The 19,617-nt window shown below is 72.0% G+C and carries 14 protein-coding genes and 1 pseudogene; 8 read left to right on the top strand and 7 right to left on the bottom strand.

What is annotated here, in order from left to right:
• Positions 1-124 precede the first annotated feature (124 nt).
• The 6 genes from ACZ4U4_RS15150 to ACZ4U4_RS15125 form a co-directional block, all read right to left on the bottom strand.
• Positions 125-1,048, bottom strand: a complete 924-nt coding sequence (locus tag ACZ4U4_RS15150; protein ID WP_467873566.1) for an RNA polymerase sigma-70 factor — start codon at positions 1,046-1,048, stop codon at positions 125-127.
• A gap of 41 nt (positions 1,049-1,089) precedes the next feature.
• Positions 1,090-1,563 carry a carboxymuconolactone decarboxylase family protein gene (locus ACZ4U4_RS15145; RefSeq protein WP_467873563.1) on the bottom strand — a complete coding sequence of 158 codons (474 nt, stop codon included), beginning with the start codon at positions 1,561-1,563 and terminating at the stop codon, positions 1,090-1,092.
• A 113-nt stretch (positions 1,564-1,676) separates the two neighbouring features.
• Entirely contained in the window at positions 1,677-2,846 is a 1,170-nt protein-coding gene (locus ACZ4U4_RS15140; RefSeq protein WP_467873561.1) for an amidohydrolase, read from the bottom strand.
• 16 nt (positions 2,847-2,862) lie between these two features.
• Complete coding sequence (locus tag ACZ4U4_RS15135; RefSeq protein WP_467873558.1) at positions 2,863-4,278, bottom strand: MFS transporter; 1,416 nt, start codon at positions 4,276-4,278, stop codon at positions 2,863-2,865.
• A gap of 42 nt (positions 4,279-4,320) precedes the next feature.
• The gene (locus ACZ4U4_RS15130) at positions 4,321-4,893 is read right to left on the bottom strand and encodes a TetR/AcrR family transcriptional regulator (RefSeq protein ID WP_467873556.1); all 573 of its coding nucleotides are present in this window, start codon (positions 4,891-4,893) and stop codon (positions 4,321-4,323) included.
• 237 nt (positions 4,894-5,130) lie between these two features.
• Positions 5,131-6,663 (bottom strand): ricin-type beta-trefoil lectin domain protein, encoded by a 1,533-nt coding sequence (locus tag ACZ4U4_RS15125; RefSeq protein WP_467873553.1) that lies wholly within the window; start codon positions 6,661-6,663, stop codon positions 5,131-5,133.
• Positions 6,664-6,957: 294 nt separating this feature from the next.
• Between ACZ4U4_RS15125 and ACZ4U4_RS15120 the strand changes: the two genes are divergently transcribed.
• From ACZ4U4_RS15120 to ACZ4U4_RS15090, 7 genes and pseudogenes are all read left to right on the top strand, one after another.
• The gene (locus ACZ4U4_RS15120; protein ID WP_030282407.1) at positions 6,958-7,257 is read left to right on the top strand and encodes a WXG100 family type VII secretion target; all 300 of its coding nucleotides are present in this window, start codon (positions 6,958-6,960) and stop codon (positions 7,255-7,257) included.
• 35 nt (positions 7,258-7,292) lie between these two features.
• Positions 7,293-11,696, top strand: a complete 4,404-nt coding sequence (locus tag ACZ4U4_RS15115) for an FtsK/SpoIIIE domain-containing protein (RefSeq protein ID WP_467873550.1) — start codon at positions 7,293-7,295, stop codon at positions 11,694-11,696.
• Positions 11,696-11,977 carry a hypothetical protein gene (locus ACZ4U4_RS15110; protein WP_391642288.1) on the top strand — a complete coding sequence of 94 codons (282 nt, stop codon included), beginning with the start codon at positions 11,696-11,698 and terminating at the stop codon, positions 11,975-11,977. Before ACZ4U4_RS15115 ends, ACZ4U4_RS15110 begins: the two co-directional genes overlap by 1 nt.
• Before the next feature lie 9 nt (positions 11,978-11,986).
• The gene (locus tag ACZ4U4_RS15105; RefSeq protein ID WP_467873545.1) at positions 11,987-13,396 is read left to right on the top strand and encodes a DUF308 domain-containing protein; all 1,410 of its coding nucleotides are present in this window, start codon (positions 11,987-11,989) and stop codon (positions 13,394-13,396) included.
• Positions 13,397-13,412: 16 nt separating this feature from the next.
• A complete protein-coding gene (locus ACZ4U4_RS15100; protein WP_467873543.1) occupies positions 13,413-14,144 on the top strand; it encodes a hypothetical protein in 732 nt (243 codons plus the stop codon).
• The gene (locus ACZ4U4_RS15095; RefSeq protein ID WP_467873540.1) at positions 14,141-14,836 is read left to right on the top strand and encodes a hypothetical protein; all 696 of its coding nucleotides are present in this window, start codon (positions 14,141-14,143) and stop codon (positions 14,834-14,836) included. Before ACZ4U4_RS15100 ends, ACZ4U4_RS15095 begins: the two co-directional genes overlap by 4 nt.
• 46 nt (positions 14,837-14,882) lie before the next feature.
• Positions 14,883-15,431, top strand: a pseudogene (locus tag ACZ4U4_RS15090) (helix-turn-helix transcriptional regulator); the annotation flags it as partial.
• A gap of 23 nt (positions 15,432-15,454) precedes the next feature.
• On the opposite strand, the gene ACZ4U4_RS15085 reads toward ACZ4U4_RS15090, so the two are convergent.
• Positions 15,455-18,313 carry an AfsR/SARP family transcriptional regulator gene (locus ACZ4U4_RS15085; RefSeq protein ID WP_467873538.1) on the bottom strand — a complete coding sequence of 953 codons (2,859 nt, stop codon included), beginning with the start codon at positions 18,311-18,313 and terminating at the stop codon, positions 15,455-15,457.
• Between the two features lie 496 nt (positions 18,314-18,809).
• On the opposite strand from ACZ4U4_RS15085, the gene ACZ4U4_RS15080 reads away from it, so the two are divergent.
• Positions 18,810-19,571: a chitinase gene (locus ACZ4U4_RS15080; RefSeq protein ID WP_467873536.1), complete on the top strand. Its 762-nt coding sequence runs from the start codon at positions 18,810-18,812 to the stop codon at positions 19,569-19,571.
• The last annotated feature ends 46 nt before the right edge of the window (positions 19,572-19,617 follow it).

Raw genomic sequence — 19,617 nt, 5'->3', positions numbered from 1 at the left:
GGGGAGCGTGGGATTTCCGGGAATTCGGTTTCCGCTCTGGCGGAATTCCGTGGCTGTGCCGGGAGTGACGTGAGAGGCGAGGGCGCCGGCCGCCCGCGTGCCGTGCGGGCGGCCGGACGTACCGTCAGCTCCGCTGCCGACGGGCCTGCCGGATCTCGCGATCGACGCTCCAGGCGTCGGCGACCGGCCCGAGATGGCCGAGCTTGTCGGGGTTGAGCACCCCGCGGACGGTCTGGATCCGCCCGTCGAGGATGTCGAGGACCAGCGTGTGGAGCACCTTGCCGTCCGCGGTGCGGAAGACCGCGCCCGGGTGGCCGTTGATCTCCTGCGGGTCGAGCACCACGCCGACCCGCGTCATCCAGGGGAAGACCGAACCGAGCAGCCGGGCCACCTTCTCGGCGCCGACCACCGCACGGGCGAACTGCGGTGCCTTGCCGCCACCGTCGCCGACCATCGTGACATCGGCGGCCAGCAGCTCCTGGAGCCCGCCGACATCGCCCTCGTGGAGCGCGGCGAAGAACCGGGACGCCAACTCCTCCTGCTCCGCCCGGACCGCGGCGAACCGCGGCCGCCCGGCCGCCATGTGCCGCCGCGCCCGGACCAGCAGCTGCCGGCAGGCCGCCGGTGACCGCTCCACCGCCTCGGCGACCTCGTCGAACGTGAAGCCGAACACCTCCCGCATCACGAACACCGCCCGCTCCAACGGGCTGAGCCGCTCCAGCAGGAGGAGCGCCGCCATCGACAGCGAATCGGCCAGCTCCGCCGCACGCTCCGGATCCTGGTACGGATCGTCGAGCAGCGGCTCGGGGAACCACGGGCCCACATACTCCTCCCGCCGCACCCGCGCCGACCGCAACACGTCGATGGCGATACGCGTCACCGCCGCCGACAGATACGCCTTGACCGACACGGGCCGGGTCGCCGCACGGTCGAAGCGCAGCCAGGTCTCCTGCACCGCGTCCTCGGCCTCCCCGACGCTGCCCAGAATCCGGTACGCCAGCGAGAACAGCAGCGGCCGCAGCTCCTCGAACTCCTCGACCTTGCGCACACCGACCCCTTCCCCTCGATTCCCCGGTGGTCCGGCGCAGTTCAGCGGTACTGGCCGGGGACGTAGTCTCCCGCCGGCTGCCGGGTGAGGACGTTCAGCCGGTTCACCATGTTCATGAAGGAGACGAAGAGGACGAGGGCCGTGAGGTGCTCCTCGTCGTAGTGGGCGGCGGCCCGGGCCCAGACCGCATCACTGATGCCGGTGGCCGCGTCCGCGACCCGGGTGCCCTCCTCCGCCAGTTCCAGCGCGGCGCGCTCCGCCTCGGTGAAGACCGTGGCCTCCCGCCACGCCGCCACCAGATGCAGCCGCACCGCGCTCTCCCCGGCGGCCGCGGCCTCCTTGGTGTGCATGTCGACACAGACCGCGCAGCCGTTGATCTGGCTCACCCGCAGCGCGATCAGCTCCTGGAGCCCGACCGGCAGCGGCCCCTCCTTGAGCGCCCTGCCCGCGGCCATCAGATGCTTGAAGGACTTGGGGGCGTCCGGGCCGGTGGTGAAGGTCAGTCGTGCATCCATGGTGTGCTCCTCCGTGCTCGTCAGTGGGTACACACCTGGGACGAGACGGCCGGGCCGCCTGTGACACCGGCCGATGTGACCTGCGTCTCTCGATGGCCGCCCGGTCCGAAGGGCTACGCGCTCCGCTCCCGCACCCCCGCCAGCAACCGTTCCCGCAGCGCCGGCCGGGCCGCGCACTCCACCCCCGTCCAGGCCATCGCGACGGCGCCGTCCAGGACCGCGCGGTCGGCGCCGGGGGAGGTCCCGGCGGCGGTGAACTCCGCCGTGTGCTGGCGGGCGCCGCCGGTGTCGTAGCCGAGCATCGGGTGGATGGCCGGGACGAGATGGGAGACGTTGCCCATGTCGGTGGAGGCGGTCCGGCAGGGGGTGCGGTCGACGGTACGGCCCAGCTCCTCCGCGGCCGCGGCGTACAGCGTGGTCAGCTCCCCGTCCTGGCGGAGTTCGGCGAAGTCGTGGCCGTGCGGGGCGATCGTCAGCTCGGCTCCGGTGGCCACCGCGCCCGCCTCGAAGCAGGCGCGGACGCGGCGCCGGATGTCGCGCAGCCGCTCCAGGGAGTCGGCGCGGATCTCGTAGCGGGCGGCGGTGTGCGCCGGGATGACGTTGGCCGCCTGCCCGCCGTCGGTGACGATGCCGTGCACCACCGCGTCCCGCGGCAGCTGCTGGCGCAGCAGGCCGAGCGAGGTCTGGGCGACGGTCAGCGCGTCCAGCGCGTTGACCCCCTCCCAGGGCGCGGCAGCGGCATGCGCGGGACGGCCGGTGTAGGCGATGTCCCAGGCGCAGATGGCCAGGGAGTCGCCGTTGACCTGGTCCTTGTCGTTGGCGTGCGCCATCATCGCCGCGCCGACACCGTCGAAGACGCCCGCCTCGATCAGATAGGCCTTCCCGCCGCGGTCCTCCTCGGCGGGGGTGCCTATCAGCCGGACGGTGAGCCCGAGATCGTCGGCGACCGCGCCGAGCGCCAGCGCCGCGCCGGTGGCGGACGCCCCGTTGACGTTGTGGCCGCAGGCGTGGCCCAGCCCCGGCAGCGCGTCGTACTCCGCGCAGTAGGCGACCACCAGATCGCCGCTGCCGATGCGCGCGTCGAAGGCGGTCGGCAGCCCGCCGACCCCGCGCTCCACCGTGAACCCGGCCCGCTCCGCCAGCGCGGCGATCGCCGCGGCGGACCGGTGCTCCTCGAACGCCACCTCGGGCTCGGCGTGCAGCCGGTGGCTCAACCCGATCAGTTCCCCGCGCAGTTCGCCGGCGCGCTCCGCCACCCGGCGGCGCAGTCCGTTCGTCGTCATGCTCGCTCGCTCCTTCTCATGTCCGTTCGGTGCGCAGCCCGATCGCCGCCACCGCGGCCACCGCGCCCACCAGTGCGCAGACCGCCCAGGCGGCGGTGTAGCCGCCGCCCTCCACCCGCCCGCCGGTGCCCGCGTGGGCGCTCAGCACCGCGCTCACCAGCGCGGCGCCCACGGCCCCGCCCAGCGAGAGGACCAGCTCGTTGACGCCCGCCGCGGTGGCCGTCTCGGAGACCGGTACGGCCTCCACCGCCAGCGCCCGGGTGGCCGACTGGAAGATGCCCATGGCCACACCGGTCAGCGCCGACAGCACCAGATACGCCGCCAACGTCCCGTGGACGAGCGCCAGTCCGCCGAATCCGGCCAGTGCGGAGAGGCCACCGATCGCCACCGTCGTACGGTCGCCGAGCAGCCGCAGCGCCCGCGGGGTGAGCAGCGAGGCGGCCACCCCGGTCGCCGCCTGCGGCAGCATCGCGAAGCCGATCGCCAGCGACCCCAGCCCGAAGCCGTATCCGGCGGTCCGCGGATCGGTGCCCAGGAAGGTGGAGTTGGCGCCCAGCGTGCCGATGGTGACGAAGGAGAGGCAGAAGGTCACGACGGACGCCAGCGTCACCCGCCGGTTGCGGAACATCCGGACGTCCACCACCGGCCGCTCGGCCCGTAGCTCCGCGAGCGGCCAGGCCGCCGCGGCCAGTACGCCGGCCCCGGCGCTCACCAGCGTGGCCGGTGCGCCCCAGCCCCATACCGGGCCCTGGGAGAGCGCCAGGGTGATCCCGACCAGCCCCAGCGACAGCAGCGCGAACGGCTTCAGCGGGAAGCCCTGCCCGGCCGGTGCCGACCGCTCGGCCGGGATCAGCAGACCGGCCACCAGACCCAGGGCGGCCACCGCGACACCGGTCCACAGTCCGAGCACCGGACTGACCGCGGCCATCGCCCCGGCCGCGACCCCGGCCAGCCCGATGGCCGCCAGCAGCACGCCGACCAGGATGCCGATGCCGCGCCGGGCGCCCTCGTCGCCGGTCCGGTCCCGCAGGATGCCGATCATCAGCGGCATGAAGCCGACCACGCTGCCCTGGAGCAGCGCGCCCACCGCGAGGCCGGGCAGCGACGGCCACACCGCCATCAGCAGCGATCCGGTCGCCAGCATCGCCACGGCCAGCCGCAGGATCCTGCGGTAGCCGTGGTTGTCGCCGAGCCGGGACAGCAGCGGGGTGAACACCGCCATGCCGACCTGCTGGACCACGTAGATCCAGGACAGCTGGACGGTGCCGATGCCGTGCTGCGCGCCGACCGCGGGGAGCACGGGGTAGAGGTACTGCTGGGTGAAGCCGCTGACGGTCTCGACGACGGCCATGGAGGCGAGCATCGACCCGACCCCCAGCCGTATCTGACGTGTCGTCAGATCTGTGGATGGAGCGGTGGTGATTTCGGGCATGGCGGCTCTCCTCGGAGCTCTTGGGAGGGGTGGCGGCCCGGCTCAGCGGCGCAGCCGGGGCACACCGCCGCGCAGCGCCAGGTCCACCAGCTCATCGGCCTGGGCGGCCAGAAAGACGTCCGAGCGCATCTGGCTGCGGAACTGGACGACCCCCGACCAGCCGTCGATCAGCAGGTCCACATCGGTGTCGGGGGGCAGGTCGCCGCGGACCATCGCCCGCTGGACGGTGGCCCGGGCGTCCTGGCGGCGCGGTGCGAGCACCTCGCGGCGGAAGCGTTCCATCACCGCCGGTTCGCCCATGTTCGCCCAGAGGGCGGGCAGGACGAGCGTGCCCTCGCCCTGTGTGTCGCGGAGGATCAGCTCGAAAAGATGGCGCAGTTCGGCCCGGCTGTCGCCGAGCTCGGGCACGGTGTCCATCCGCGCATCCCGGATGAGGAGTTCGCCCACCAGCGCGGCCTTGTTCGGCCACCGGTGGTAGATGGTCTTACGCGTCACCCCGGCCCGCTTCGCGACCTTGTCGACGGTCAGCTCCAGGTAGCCCAGCTCCGACAGCAGCTCGGCCACGGCGTCCAGCACCTTGCGCTGCACTCCGTCCGACGCGTTCTCCTTGCCCATGGCGGATCAACTTAGAGACGGCCGCCGGGCGCGTCAATGGTTTGAGGTAAACAAAGTGTTCCCGCAGTGTTCGCCGGGAGATCCCGGCCTGACCAGGCACTGGTCAGATCAGGGAAACAGCGTGTTTACTTCCGGAGTGATCCGTCCCCCTCCGCCTGCGTACGACGAAGGCCCCCGGCGCTGCCGGGGGCCTTCGGTGGGGCGCGGTGCCCGTACGGGGATCAGCTCCCCGGTCCGTCACTTGCGCTGGAAGATCTCGGTGTCGTCCTTGGTGCACGGCTGCAGCTGGAGGCCGCCGTTGCCGCCCGGCTTGACGCACTTGTCGGCCTGGCTTGCGTACAGGGTGCCGTCCCGCAGGGAGAACTGCTGGGCCGGGTTCCCGCTGCAGTTGGCGATCTGGACGGTGGTGCCGGCCTCGGTGGCGCCCCCCGCGGCGTCCATGCACAGGCCCTTGGTGCGGATCGTGCCGTCCTGGGCGGTGTCCCACTGCTGGTTGGGGAGGCCGTCGCAGGGCGCGAGCGCCAGCGGTGTCCCGTCGCTGCCGGCGGCACCGCTCAGGCACTTCTTCGTACCGGCGTGCAGCAGCGGCCCACCCGGGGCGTTCGGGTCGCTCGGCGGGCCCTGGGACTCCGGCGGAGCGGGGTCGCCGGAGGGCGGGCCGCCCGGGCCGCCCGGACCGGGCGAGGCGGGCCCGGTGGTGGCGGAGGGCGCAGGATGGTCCGCCGCCGGGGTGTCCGTCGTCCCGGGCCGGGTGAAGAAGAAGACCAGCCCGGCCGCCACGACACAGGCGGCGGCCACCACCGACGCGAGGATGACGTTACGGCGGCGGTTGGACGACGGCTTGTCCGCCGGCACCCCGGGGACGGGACGCGCCGACGGCGCCGCGGCCGACCGGGGCGCCGGGGTGACCGTGACGTCCTTGACGTCGTCCTCGAGCGGCGGGGTGTTCAGCGCCGGGTTCAACGGGTGCAGCACCGGCTCGGCCAGCAGCCGGGTGTCGATCAGCCCCCGGGAGTCGATGGTGAACCGCCAGCGCGGACGGTCACCGCGGCCCAGGACCACCACCGACCAGGGGGTCCGCGGATGGTCGGCCAGGTAGTGGACGCGCTCGCGGTCCCGCCCGCCGGGCATGCTCGCGAGGATCAGCACACCGCCCGACGGCTGGGACAGCGCCGCCCCGGCGTCCTCCAGGTGCTGCACCTCGGTCGTCCCGACCGGGTCCGCGGTGCCGGGCTTGAACCCGACCCGGACCACCTGGACACCCCGCGACCACGGGTTGGTGGTCAGCTCGCGCGTCCAGTCCTGAACGAGCGCGCGGGCGCGCCGGCTGTCGCCCTCCAGGGCGATGATCCCGCCGGAATTGGCGAGATTGAGCAGCGCGAAGCCGTCGCTGTTGCTGCCGACGGAGACCAGATGCGGATACGGCTCCCGCGCCGACTCCGCGACCTCCGCGGTCTGCACCCAGCGCAGCTGGGCGTACCAGGCACGGGCGTCCGGGTCGGCGGTCCAGCCCGCCGGGGGCCGCCCGTCGGGGGTCTTGAGGAGGAACCGCACGCTGTCGGCGCCCACGACGACCGCATGGACCAGCGGCACTTCGCGGTTCTCCCGGGCGCAGGCGGTGGCCAGCACGCGCATCACGCGGTCGACCGTCCACAGGCCGTGATCGGCGCGCAGGCCCCCCGCCAGAGGTTCGGTTTTTCGCTTGCCGAACAACCGGGTCAACCAGTTGCCCTGGCGTCCTCGATCGGCGGGTCGGTTGGGCTGTGTCACCTTCAACTCCTCGACTGGGGCCTGCCGGACGGCGAGAGGGGTTTCGCGCGGGTGCGCGGGCGGGGAGGCTCCGCGCGGGGTTCGCAGGCGTGGAGGGAACGTTGGCGCGCCGCGCGTGGGGGTGTCAACGCAGGGTGGGGGGTGAGCTTGGGCCCTTGGGCCCATCACCGCCCGGTAGTTGTGGACCCTACCGCCCGTCCGTTCCTAGCATCGAGCGCGTCCGTGCCGGGGAGTACCGGCGAGTGCCGATGTGCCGCAAGACGGCGCCAGGCGACAGCAGAAGGGATGTCTCTCATGGCGAACATGAACGTGACGTACGGCGAGATGCAGGACAGCGCGACCCGTATGCGCAACAACAAGTCCGACATCGATGCCAAGCTCAGCGAGTGCAAGAGCATCGTTGACAACCTGACCGCCAGCGGTTTCGTCACCGACCAGGCGTCCGGCAAGTTCGAAGAGGTGCACACCGAGTTCGTCACCTCGGCGAACACGGCGATGGAGACCCTCGACCAGCTGTCGCAGTGGCTCGACAAGGCGGTCACCGCGATGCAGGACATGGACACCCAGCTGTCCGGCTCGCTGAACAAGAAGTAACGCGAAACGCCGGTCGGCAGCGAGAGGGAGCGGCCATGCCCATGATGATCACCATCGCCCGGGAACCGGACGTGTCGGCCGATCTGGTCGTGGACGCGGATCCGGGCACCGTTCTGCGCGAGGTCGTCCGCAAACTGCTGGCCAGCGTAGGAGTGGTGGGGGGCGGGCAGCCGGGCGGCGCCCAGCTGCCCGAGGTCTACCTCGGCGGGCAGCTGCTCGACCTCGACCAGTCCCTCTCGCAGAGCGGCATCCACGACGGCAGCGTCCTGTGGCTGGACCGGCCCGGCAAGGGCACCAGGAAGCGGGCCGGACTGGTCACCGTCCGGGCGGTGGCGGGCACGGGAGCGGGCCAGGTCTGGCACCTGGACGCCGGTGAGCACGTGATCGGCTCCCGTGGCCGCGTCCGGCTGGGACGCGACCAACCGGCCCAGGTCGCCGTCATCCGGGTCTTCCTGGACGCGACGGTGCACCTCTCCGCCTCCACCGGCGACTCCTGGCTGGACCGCGTCCCGCTGCCCGGGCACGAGGTCCGCTGGGAGCCCAATGCGCAACTCCGCTGCGGGGACACCCTGCTGGAGGTGCAGCCGGTCCGGAGCCCGGACGCCATCGTCGACCCCTCTCCGGACGGCGAGTACCTGGACTACAACCGTCCGCCGCGACTGCTGCCGCCCACCAAGCGCACCGAATTCCGGCTCCCCGCCGAGCCCAAGGCCCCGACACCGAACGCGCTGCCGTGGCTCGCCGCGTCCTTGCCCGCCGTCTTCGGCGGCGTGATCGCGATGGTGTCGAGCAACCCGATGTTCCTGCTCATGGCCGGGATGTCCCCGGTCATGATGATCGGGAACTGGATCTCCGGACGGCGTCAGGGCAAGGTCGGCCACCGCCGCAAGATGGCCGAGTTCCAGCAGCAGCGGGCCGAGATCGAGCAGGAGATCGCCGACGCGCTGGACCAGGAGCGGCTCGACCGCCGCGCCGCCAGCCCCGACCCCGGCGAGCTGCAGGTCATCGCGACCGGCCCGCACGCCAGGCTCTGGGAACGCCGCCGCGTCGACCCCGACCACCTGCTGGTCCGCGTCGGCATCGCCGACCTCCCCACCGAGGTCATGGTGGAGGAGGAGGCCACCGGCGGCCGGCACCGCCGTGATCTGCGGGCCGCGCCGGACGTCCCGGTCGCCTTCTCCCTCGCCCACGCGGGCGTCGTCGGCGTCGCCGGACACGAGGAGTGGCCCCGGCAGATGGCCCGCTGGCTGGCCGGCCAGCTGGCCGTGCTGCAGAGCCCGCGCGACATGCAGCTGTACGTCCTGACCGACCCGGCGGGCGAACGGCTGTGGGAGTGGGCGGCCTGGCTGCCGCACACCCGCCCCCTGCTCGGGCAGCAGGCCCTGGCGCTGGTCGGCGCGGACGCCCAGACCCTCAGCCACCGCGTCGCCGAGCTGATCGAGCTGATCAACGTCCGTAAGCAGGTACGGCTCCAGGCCGGCTCGCAGGTCGTGCTGAGCGACCCGGACATCGTCGTCGTGATGGACGGCGCCCGGCGGCTGCGGGCCCTGCCCGGCGTGGTGACCATCCTGCGCGAAGGCCCCGCCGTGGGCGTCTACTGCATCTGCGTGGACGGCGACGAGCGGACCCTCCCCGAGGAGTGCGCCACCGTCGTCGTCGGCGGCGCGGGCGTGCCCGCGAGCCTGCGGCAGCAGCGCGCCGACCAGATCGACGGCATCCTCGCCGACGAGGTCGTGGACAGCTGGTACGAGTCCACCGGGCGTCACCTCGCCCCGCTGCGGGACGTCAGCAAGAACCAGGGCGAATCCGCGCTCCCGGGCTCCGCGCGTCTGCTGGAGACCCTCGGCATGGAGGAGCCCGACGCGGCCTCCGTCGCCGGCGTGTGGCGCGGCGGCGGCCGCAGCACCAAGGCCGTCGTCGGTTATACCCTCGACGGACCGTTCTCCCTCGACCTGGTCAGCCACGGCCCGCACGGCCTGGTCGCGGGCACCACCGGCTCCGGTAAGTCGGAGTTCCTCCAGACGCTGGTGGCGTCCCTGGCCGTCGCCAACCGCCCGGACGCCATGACGTTCGTGCTGATCGACTACAAGGGCGGCGCCGCCTTCAAGGAGTGCGTCCATCTGCCGCACACCGTCGGGCTGGTGACCGACCTCGACCCGCACCTCGTCGAACGTGCCCTGACCTCGCTCGGCGCGGAGCTGACCCACCGCGAGCGCCTCCTCGCCGCCGCCGGCGCCAAGGACCTGGAGGACTACCTCGACTACGCGACCCGCCGGCCCGAACTGAAGCCGATCCCCCGGCTGCTCATCGTCATCGACGAGTTCGCCTCCATGGCACGGGAACTGCCGGACTTCGTGACCGGCCTGGTCAACGTCGCCCAGCGGGGCCGTTCCCTCGGCATCCACCTGATCCTGGCCACCCAGCGGCCCTCCGGCGTGGTCTCCTCGGAGATCCGCGCCAACACCAACCTGCGGATCGCGCTGCGCGTGACCGACGCGGGGGAGAGCACCGACGTCATCGACGACGCCGAGGCCGCCAACATCTCCGCCTCCACCCCCGGCCGGGCCTACGCCCGCCTCGGGCACAGCTCGCTCATCCCCTTCCAGACCGGCCGGGTGGGCGGCCGCCGCCCGTCGGCGAACCGGTCCGACGAGGTCGTCGCACCGTTCCTCCAGCCGGTCTCCTGGCTGGACCTGGGACTGCCCGCACCGCAGCGGCCGCGCGCCGCCGGGGAGACCGAAGAGGCGACCGACCTGTCGGTCCTGGTCAAGTCGGTGCGGCAGGCCGGGGAGCTGCTGAACATCCCACCGCAGCGCCGCCCCTGGCTCCCGCCGCTGCCGCTGTCCCCGGTGGTCGAACTGGCCAAGGAACCGGTCTACGGCTCCGGCAAGGACCCGGTGTTCTCCTGGGCGATCCAGGACCTGCCGACGCAGCAGCTCCAGGAACCGGCAACGGTGGACCTGGCCACCTTCGGCCATCTGCACATCGTCGGCGCCCCGCGCTCGGGCCGCTCCGCGGCACTGCGCACCTTCGCCGCCGCCGCGGCCAGCGCGTCCAGCGTCACCGACCTCCATCTGTACGGGCTCGACTGCGGCAACGGCGCGCTGCTCTCCCTGAGCCGGCTGCCGCACTGCGGCGCGGTGGTGCAGCGTACGGAGACCGACCGCGCGGTCCGGCTGCTCAAGCGCCTCCACGACGAGGTGCAGCGGCGTCAGCGGCTGCTCGGTGAGTCCGGGTTCGCGGACGTGGCCGAGCAGCGCGCGGCCCGGCCCGCCGAGGAGCGGCTGCCGCACATCGTGCTGCTGCTGGACCGCTGGGAGGGCTTCATGGGCACCCTCGGCGAGTACGACGGCGGCACCCTCGCCGAAACGATCCAGACGCTGCACCGCGAGGGTGGCAGCGCGGGCGTACACCTCGTCATCGCGGGCGACCGGATGCTGCTGAGCGGCCGGATGGCGTCGCTCTGCGAGGACAAGCTCATCCTGCGGCTCTCGGACCGTACGGACGCCAGCCTGGCCGGGCTCAACCCGCGCAAGATCCCCGAGAACCTGCCGCCCGGCCGTGGCTACCGCGCGATCAACGCGGTCGAGACCCAGGTCGCCCTGGTCGCGGCCGACCCCTCGGGCCCGGCGCAGGTCGCCGCGGTGCACGCGCTGGCCGACCGGCTCATCGAGCGCGAGGCCGCGGTCTCGAAGTCGGCCCGGCCGAACCGCATCGCGGTGATGCCGACCGAGCTCTCCTTCGAGCAGGCATGGGACATGGTCGGCACAGCGGAGCCGATGTGGGCGCTGGTGGGCGTGGCCGGCGACGACCTCGAACCGGTCGGCGCCGACCTCCGCGGCGACCAGCCGACCTTCCTGGTGGCGGGGCCGTCCCGCTCCGGCCGCAGCACCGCGCTGGGCGTCATGACGGAGTCGCTGCTGCGCGGCGGCACCGAGGTGGTGATCGGTGCGCCGATGAACTCCCCGCTGCGCGCCTTCGCCGGACGGGCCGGGGTCCGCGGCGTCCTCACCGACGAGCAGCCCACCGAGCAGCAGTTCGCCGAACTGCTCGACCCGGGTGAGGGGCCGGTGGTGCTGGTGGTCGACGACGCCGAGGTGTGGCGCGACCTGATCTGCCGCGACTGGCTCAAGACGTTCGTCCGCAAGGCGTCCGGCAGCAACCGTGGCGTGATCATCGGCGGTGATGTCGCCACCGTGGGCGTCGGCTTCTCCGGCTGGCAGTCGGAGATCAAGAAGAACCGCCGGGGTGTCCTGCTGTCGCCGCCCAACCTGGGCGACGGCGACCTGGTGGGGGTCAGACTCTCCCGAGCCCAGGTGGCCTCGAAGGTCGTGGCGGGCGCGGGCCTGCTGCACCTGGGCAGCGGCACCCTGATGACCACGCAGATTCCGACGGCGGTCCCTCCCACGGCGGCCGCGGACAACCGTAGGGGGCAGTGATGGCAGACCTCGTGGTGAAGGACCTGGGCACCCTGGCCAGCGACCTGAGCGAACTGATCAGCCAGTTCGAGGGGGCGCTCGACTTCCAGAACGACGACAAGGGCCTCTGGGGACAGCTCAACGCCAATCTCTCGATGGGCGACTTCGCCGACAACTGGACCGTCCACCGTGACGACATGGTCAAGAGCATGAAGAGCTTCCGCGACAAGGTGTCCGAGCTCGACAAGGCCTTCGCCGACGGTGATCAGCAGCTGCTGGACACGTTCAAGAAGGACAGCTGAGGAGAGCCGATGTCCGTCAGGAAACTCGACTGGTCACCACTGGACCGCAGTTCGGACCCCGTCCACAACGCCGACCTCGACCGGGTGCGGGCCTCGCAGAAGCGCTACGAGTTCATCGCCGACACCATCGACGACGCCGTCGCCAAGCTGGAGAAGGTCGTCACCTCCGGCAGCGACGGCCTGGTGGGCAAGTACGTCGAGGGGCTCAAGGACGACGCCAAGTCGATCAAGGAGAGCCTGGAGAAGGCCGGGGTCCGCTACCGCGACGTCGCGAGCGAGATCAAGAAGTACGATCCGGACCTGGACCACGCCCTGAAGGAGACCGCGGCGGCCCGCACCGACGCGGAGGAGGCCAAGGGCGACCAGGCCAAGGCCAAGGGCATGCCGGACGCCAAGAAGGACGACGACGGCGAGATCTCCGCCGACGAGAAGGCCAAGGGCGACGCCAAGAACAAGGCCACCAAGGGCGCCGACGACAAGATGGCCGCCGCGAAGAAGCGGCTGGACGACGCCGTCAACGCGCTCAACGACGCCGGTAAGCGCTTCGGCGACGCGGTCAACTGCAAGAAGTACGACGACGGACTGACCGACTCCACCAAGGACAAGATCGACGCGGTGCTTGCGAAGATCGGTGAGATCTTCGGCTGGATCGGCCTGGTCCTCGGCGTCCTCGCGATCCTCATTCCAGGGGTGAACCTCCTGGTCTTTGCGGGAATCGCGGCGGGTGTGGTCTCACTCGTCGCCAGTTCCGTGCTCTACGCCCACGGCAAGGGCAGCCTCCTCGACGTCATCATGGCCTCGGTGGGCGTCGGTCTCGCCGGGCTCGGCGGTATCGCCTCGCTGGCGACCAAGAGCATCTCCAACGCCGCCAAGCTCAGCACCTTCGGCAAGTGGGGCTTCCGCCCGGTCGCCGGGGGCGGGAAGAACATCGAGATGGTCCCGCTCGGCCCCGGCGGGCGGGCGGTCGGGGGCGGCAGGCCGGTGCCGAACTTCTCCAAGCCGTTCGGCCCGAACAACCCGTTCCCGAACAACGCTGCCGCCAACTGGCGGAACCTGTCGGAGTGGTTCAACAACCCGGCCTCCGACTGGCTGCTGAAGAAGGGCGGCTTCCCCACCCCCGACAAGGGGTTCTGGGGCTCCTTCAGGACCCAGTTCAACGATGTCGGCAAGTTCTGGGGCAACCTGGGCAAGAACCCGATCACGTTCGGCAAGGACTTCCTCAGCATCGCCGGCGGTATCCAGGGCGCGCGCGACCTGTCGAACATCGTGAACGCGGCCGGCCTCGGGAACATCAACAAGCTCTGGTACGTCTGGGGCGGCGTGAACGGTGCCTTCGGTCTCGGCGGAATGATCTACACCGGTGGACGCAACAATCACTGGATCCCCGACGTCAACCCGCCCGGCGTAGTGGCGACCTGAGGTGGGGGGAGAAACGATGAACGAGAAGATTTCGGCACTGACCGACGTCCCCTGGCACTGGGACTGGGTGCCCGGCGAGGTGCCGGGCGAGGGGGAGGAAGACCTCTGGGCCCAGCACGTGACGGAACTCTTCGCCGAGTGGACGGCCGAAGGGCTGGACGCCGCCCGGCAGTCCTGGGCGAAGGAGGTCCCGGACGACTTCCCCCTGACCGGGGAAGCGGTGGGCCTTGCCATCGCGGCCTGGCTGCGCGAGCGCGCGGCCCAGCTGCCCGCCTGGTCCCGGCTGGCCTGGGGCGCCGCCTTCCTGGAGGAGGGCGCACCGCACTGGGCGCCCGTCCCGGTCGTCGTGGAGTTCCACCGGCCCGAGGCCGAGGACCCGAACTACCTCCTGGAGCTGATGGGCGCCGGCGGCGCCGAGGGGGACGCGCGGCCACCCACGGTGGATTACGTGACCACGCTGAGCGGTGACGGGTTCCGGGTCTTCGCCCTGGGCCGGACCGACGACGGCGCGGCCTACGGGCGCGTCGGGGCGGCGCTGCGCCTCGACATACCCCAGGGCGCCGGCAGCGGGGACATCGGTGTGGACGTCCTGCTGTCGACGCTGGTGTTCGACATGGGACTGATGGCCGTCATCGGTTCGGGAGTGGAGCAGTTGATGCAGCAGATCGCGGAGGAGAGCGCGCCGCAGCCCGACGGCGGCCGGGCCCGGCTCGGCTTCCAGGCGCCGCAGAACGAGGTGCAGTCGTGATCGACTTCGAACTGGTCCTGCCGGACGGCTGGGTGCAGATCCCCACCACCACGGACACGACCAAGCTGCGCGGCCGGGTCGTCGACGAGCTGATCCGCCATCACCTGCCCGACTCGCTGCCGCGCGACAAGGCGGGCCCGTTCCGGCGGATGCTCCGCAAGGAGCTGATCGAGGCGACCGATGAGGCCGCGCGGCAGGGCGCCCGCTCGGTGCTGCTGCCGCTGCGCGAGTTCAACGGCGTGAAGCTGCCCGGGTCCCTGGTGGTCACCGTCATCGAAAGCGGTGAGGAGGACGAGGACGCGGAGGCCCTGCTGGCGTCCATCCTCGCTGACGCGGGCGACTCCGGGAGCTACCTGGAGATCGGCCAGGCACCGGCGGTCCGCCTAGCCGCCATCGTGGACAGCGCCCGCGCGGGACGCAAGGCGCCGTCCTGGCGGGTCTCGTACTACGTGTCCAACCCGGACGCGCCCGGGGTGTGGGGCCTGTTGACCTACACCGTGCTGACCGACGGCGACCCGGAGGCCGAGCCGGTCCAGGCCGTCATGCTGCTCTTCGACATGATCGTGTCGACGCTGCGCTGGTCGAACCGGATCGACGCCCCGACGGAGGACGAAGTCCTCACGGAACTGGACGAGTTGTCCCCGGCGGCGGAGTCGGGGAAACCGGCCGGCGGAGCCGATGCACCGGCATGAGGCAGGTATGAAGAGAACATGAAGCGGGCTCCGGCAAGCTGAGGGAATGAGCGCCGCTGTCACCTCCGCACTTCAGCAGAACACCGCCGAACGGATACGTATCGCCATCGTCAGCCCGGACATCCTGGCTCGGATCAAGCAGGTCTTCGCCGACAAGAACCTCGATGTGGACATCGTCCAGATGCCTTACATCGACGTCGATGTCCGGCCGGTGGACGGGACCGCCGCCGTCCCCCGGCCCGCTCTGGAGGCCGTGCCGGACCGCCGGGCGGGCGGCATCGTCCGCCGCGGCCCGCGGACGACGCGACGGCTGTGTGCGGAGTACCGGCTGAACGTGGTCGACCAGACCGGGGACACGGGCCCGGAGGCCGACCCGGGGGACCGGCAGGAACCCGCCCCGGCGCCGAAGGTGCCGGACCAGGCGTCCGGCCCTGCGGAGTCCGCCCTCTCCCGGCGCCAGCACGAGGTGATGGCCCTGGTCTCCCGCGGCGCGCGCAACGCCGAGATCGCCGAACGGCTGCGCCTCAGCGAGAAGACCGTGAAGAACCATCTCAACCGCATCTTCCGGCAGCTGGGCGCGAACAGCCGGGTCGAAGCGGTGGTGCTGTGGCAGCGCGATCAGCGCAACGGGGTGACGCCGCCCAGCGCCGTGCAGCGGATCGGTGCCGCGGGGCCTGCGTCGATGGCGTCCAACGAGGCCACGAGGCCGGTGACGACGGCGGCCTCCGCCGTGCCCAGCTCCGCCACCTTCTCCCGCGCCTGGTCCGCCAGATCCTCGGCCGTCCGCTGGGACCCCGCCGGCCACCCCGTCCTGGACAGGGCGGCGAGAGCCAACGCCTCGTGATAGCGGTCTCCGTTGGCGGAGCACAGGGCGAGCGCGTCCCGGAAGTACCGCGTGGCCGCCTCGGTGTCGTCGAGCCCGTGTTCCGCCAGGCCCAGGTTGATCAGCAGGTTCGCCTCCAACAGCGGGTCCTGGGAACGCCGGGCCGCCTCCAGGCCGGGAACGCCGTAGCGCACTGATTCCTCGAACTCGCCGTGTGCGGCGTGCAGTCCGCAGAGGACGTCGAGGCAGCCGGACCGGTGGTACGCGGAGCCGGTCCGGCAGGCCAGCGTCAACGCCTGTTCCGCGTACCGGAGAGCGACCGGGTGCGCGGTCTCCCGCAGCATGGCGGCCAGGTTGCCGAGCAGGCTGGTGCGCAGCAGATCGTCGTCGAGCTCGTCGGCGAGCCGCAGCCCGCGCTCCAGCTGCTCCACGGCGGAGTCGTTCCGTCCCAGCCGGGAGTGGGCCACGCCCAGGTGGTTGAGGAGGGCGGCCTCGGCGGTACGGTTCCCGGTCAGTTCGGCGCTGCGCAGGCCGATCCGCAGCGTTTCGACCCAGTCCTGGGCCTGCCCGGCCGTGGCGAAGTAGTCGAAGAGGAGATAGGTCAGCTGCCAGGCCGCGTCGTGGCAGCCGATCCGGTGCGCCGTGCGGACGAGCGGACCGAGATTCTCCCACTCCTGGGCGCACCAGGCCATCAGCTCCTGCCGGTCCGCGAAGCGCGGCGGCCCGCCGTCCGCGGGCTCGGTCTCGACGGCGAACGGAAGGGGCGGCTCGTCGAGGGTGCGGCCGTGTGACAGCGTCTGCAGGTGCCGGCGCAGGGCCCGCTCCAGCGCCCCGCGCCGCGAGGCGGCGGACTCACCGCCCCGGCACACCTCCTCCGCGTAGATCCGGGTGAGATCGTGCATCACATAGCGGTCGCCGGAGACTTCCAGCAGATTCTGGGCGGCCAGGCTCCGCAGCGCGTCCGCCGCGGCCGGCGTCGGGGCGTCCAGCAGGGCGGCGGCCGTCTCCAGCCGGATGCTGCCGCCCGGGAACAGGCCGAGGACGCGGAAGGCGTGGGCCTCGTCGGCGGGGAGCTTGGCGTAGGAGCAGGAGAGCACCCCGCGGACGGAGGCCAGCTCGTCGCCGGGGATCTCCAGGGTGTCGAGCCGGCGCCGCACGTCCTCCAGCTCGGTCACCATGTCGGCGATCCGCGGCCGGGGGCCCGCGGAGATCTGATCGGCGACGATGCGCAGCGCCAGCGGCAGATGCCCGCACAGTTCCGCGAGGCGGCGGGCCGCCGCGGCCTCCTCGCCGACCCGCGATCCACCGATCGCGTCGGAGAGCAGTTCCAGGGACTCCCCGGTGTGGAACGGGGAGAGCGTCACCCGGCGGGCGGAGTAGCGGACCGCGAGACCACCGAGCCGGTTGCGGCTGGTGACGAGGGTGAAGGACGGACCGGCGCCGGGCAGGAGGGCGTCCAACTGGTCGGCGGATTCGGCGTTGTCGAGGAGGATGAGCAGCCGCTTGTTCCGTACGAGGCTGCGCCACTGGGCGATGCGCGCCTCCTCTCCCGCGGGGATCGCCCCGGCGCCGAGGGAGGTGAGCAGATGGTGGAGGACGTCCGCCGGTGCGCCGGCGGGGCGCTTGGGGTCGAAGCCCCGCAGGTTCACATAGAGCTGGCCGTCCGGGTAGGCATCGGCGAGCTGGTGGCCGCAGTGCACGGCGAGCGCGGTCTTTCCGACGCCGCCGACCCCGACGATCATCGCGATACGCGGCGCCCCGGGCGACGGCGCGCGTGCCGCGTCCAGCACCTGCTGCATGGATTCGGTGCGGCCCGCCAGCCTGCCCACGCTCTGCGGCAGCTGGGCCGGGCGTACGGGTTCGGCGGCCGGTGGCGCCGGTCGCACCGGAGGGTTGGTGAGCAGCGAGGCGTACAGCGTGCGCAGCTCTGCCGTCGGATCGATCCCCAGGTCGTCGGCGAGGCGTTTGCGCAGGCCGTGGTAGTGGGCGAGGGCGTCGGCGGTGCGGCCGCTCCGGTGGAGCGCCGTCATCAGCAGGGCGCTCAACCGCTCGTGGTACGGGTTGTCCACCACCTGCCGCTGCAACTGGTCGGCCACCTGCTCGGGCCGGCCGAGGGCCAGCAGCGACTCGGCGCGCTCCAGCAGCAGGCTCAGCCGCAGTTCCGAGACCCGGGCCCGGTGCGTGGCGGCGTGCGGGCCGGGGAGCCCGCTGAGCGGGGTGCCCGGTTGCCAATGTGCCAGTGCCCGGTCGTAGGCGCTGACCGCCGCGGCCGGGTCCTGCTGCGCCCGGCTGCTGCGGGCCTGTGCCGCCAGCTGTTCCACCACGGTGATGTCCAGGCGCGAGGGGGCGAGGCGGAGTGCGTAGCCCTGGCCGGAGCCGGTCGGCGGCAGGGGCGGATCGCCCGACCCGGCCAGGATCCGGCGGAGGCCGGACAGGTAGGTGTGGAGGCTGCCGACCGCGGTGGCCGGGGGCGACTGGCCCCAGAGGCCGTCGATCAACTCGTCCCGGGAGACCGTCTTTCCGGTCCGGAGCGCGAGCATGGCGAAGGCCGCGCGCTGCTTCGGGGGGCCGAGGGCCAGCTCCCGGTCGCCGGTGTATGCGCGAAGCGGTCCCAGGGTCTCGACCCTCAGGCAGTCGCCACGCGACATCGACATGGGGCCTCCAACGGGTAGTGCTGTGTGTTGCTCTGTGTGCTGCTGTGTGGGCATGCCGGAACTGCCGCGTGAGGAAGGGATCCGGTCCCGTCCAGTCTCCGGGCTCCCCACCAGGATGTTCAAATCGGAACGAGGGGCGCGCGGGCACATTCGGGCAGGGCACGGTGCGTGACGGGCAAGGGCGGGCACCGGTCGGGCGGAGTGCAACGGTAGACCTGACGCGTCATCACCTCTGGTGCGGGGAAGCGGAGTTCGCTTTCCGGGGACGCGGTATGGACGCGTTCGGCGCGGCCCCTCTAGCCTGATGTTGGTCTAGACCGCAGCTGGTGTGCGGTCCTTTTCGCGTGCTGGTGTTCCACCCGGCCTGTGCGGCGCCACCGCCCGACAGGTCTGCTCGGTAAGGCAATTCCCCCACAGCGGCCGCTGCCCGCCCGGGGTCCGGAGCCCGTGAGGCCCGGTTCTCCCGCCGGCGGGCGGCCGCACGAAGGAGTTCCCGATGAGATCACGTATCGCCGCCCTGATCGGCGCCGCCACCCTCGCCGCAGGAGTGGCCGTGCTGGCGCCCGCCGCCCCCGCGGGGGCCGCGCCCGGGTGTGCCCCGACCGCCGTGACCTGTACGAAGGCCGCGACCAAGGCGGAGGGCTTCGTCGTCAGCGAAGCGCAGTTCCAGCAGATGTTCCCGAACCGGAACGCGTTCTACACGTACCAGGGGCTGACCGACGCGCTCAGCGCCTACCCGGAGTTCGCGAACACCGGGAGCGACACCGTCAAGCGTCAGGAAGCGGCCGCCTTCCTCGCCAACGTCGGCCATGAGACCGGCGGTCTCGTCTACGTCGTGGAGCAGAACACCGGCAACTACCCGCACTACTGCGACGCCACCCAGCCCTACGGCTGCCCCGCGGGTCAGGCCGCGTACTACGGTCGCGGCCCGATCCAGCTGAGCTGGAACTTCAACTACAAGGCGGCCGGGGACGCGCTCGGCATCGACCTGCTGAACAACCCGTCGCTGGTGGAGAAGGACCCGGCCGTCGCCTGGAAGACCGCGCTCTGGTACTGGAACACCCAGAAGGGTCCGGGCACCATGACGCCGCACGACGCGATGGTCAACGGCGCGGGCTTCGGCGAGACGATCCGCGCGATCAACGGGTCCATCGAGTGCAACGGCGGCAACCCCGGCCAGGTGCAGAGCCGGATCGACAACTACCAGAACTTCGTGAAGATCCTCGGGACCGAGCCCGGCGGCAATCTGAGCTGCTGAGGACCGTCCCTGAGTGACGGTCCGCACGTCCGGCCGGGCCCGCGGG

It is taken from the genome of Streptomyces sp. NPDC029159 (assembly GCF_055564055.1).
This window is presented reverse-complemented; position numbering and strand designations above follow the sequence as displayed.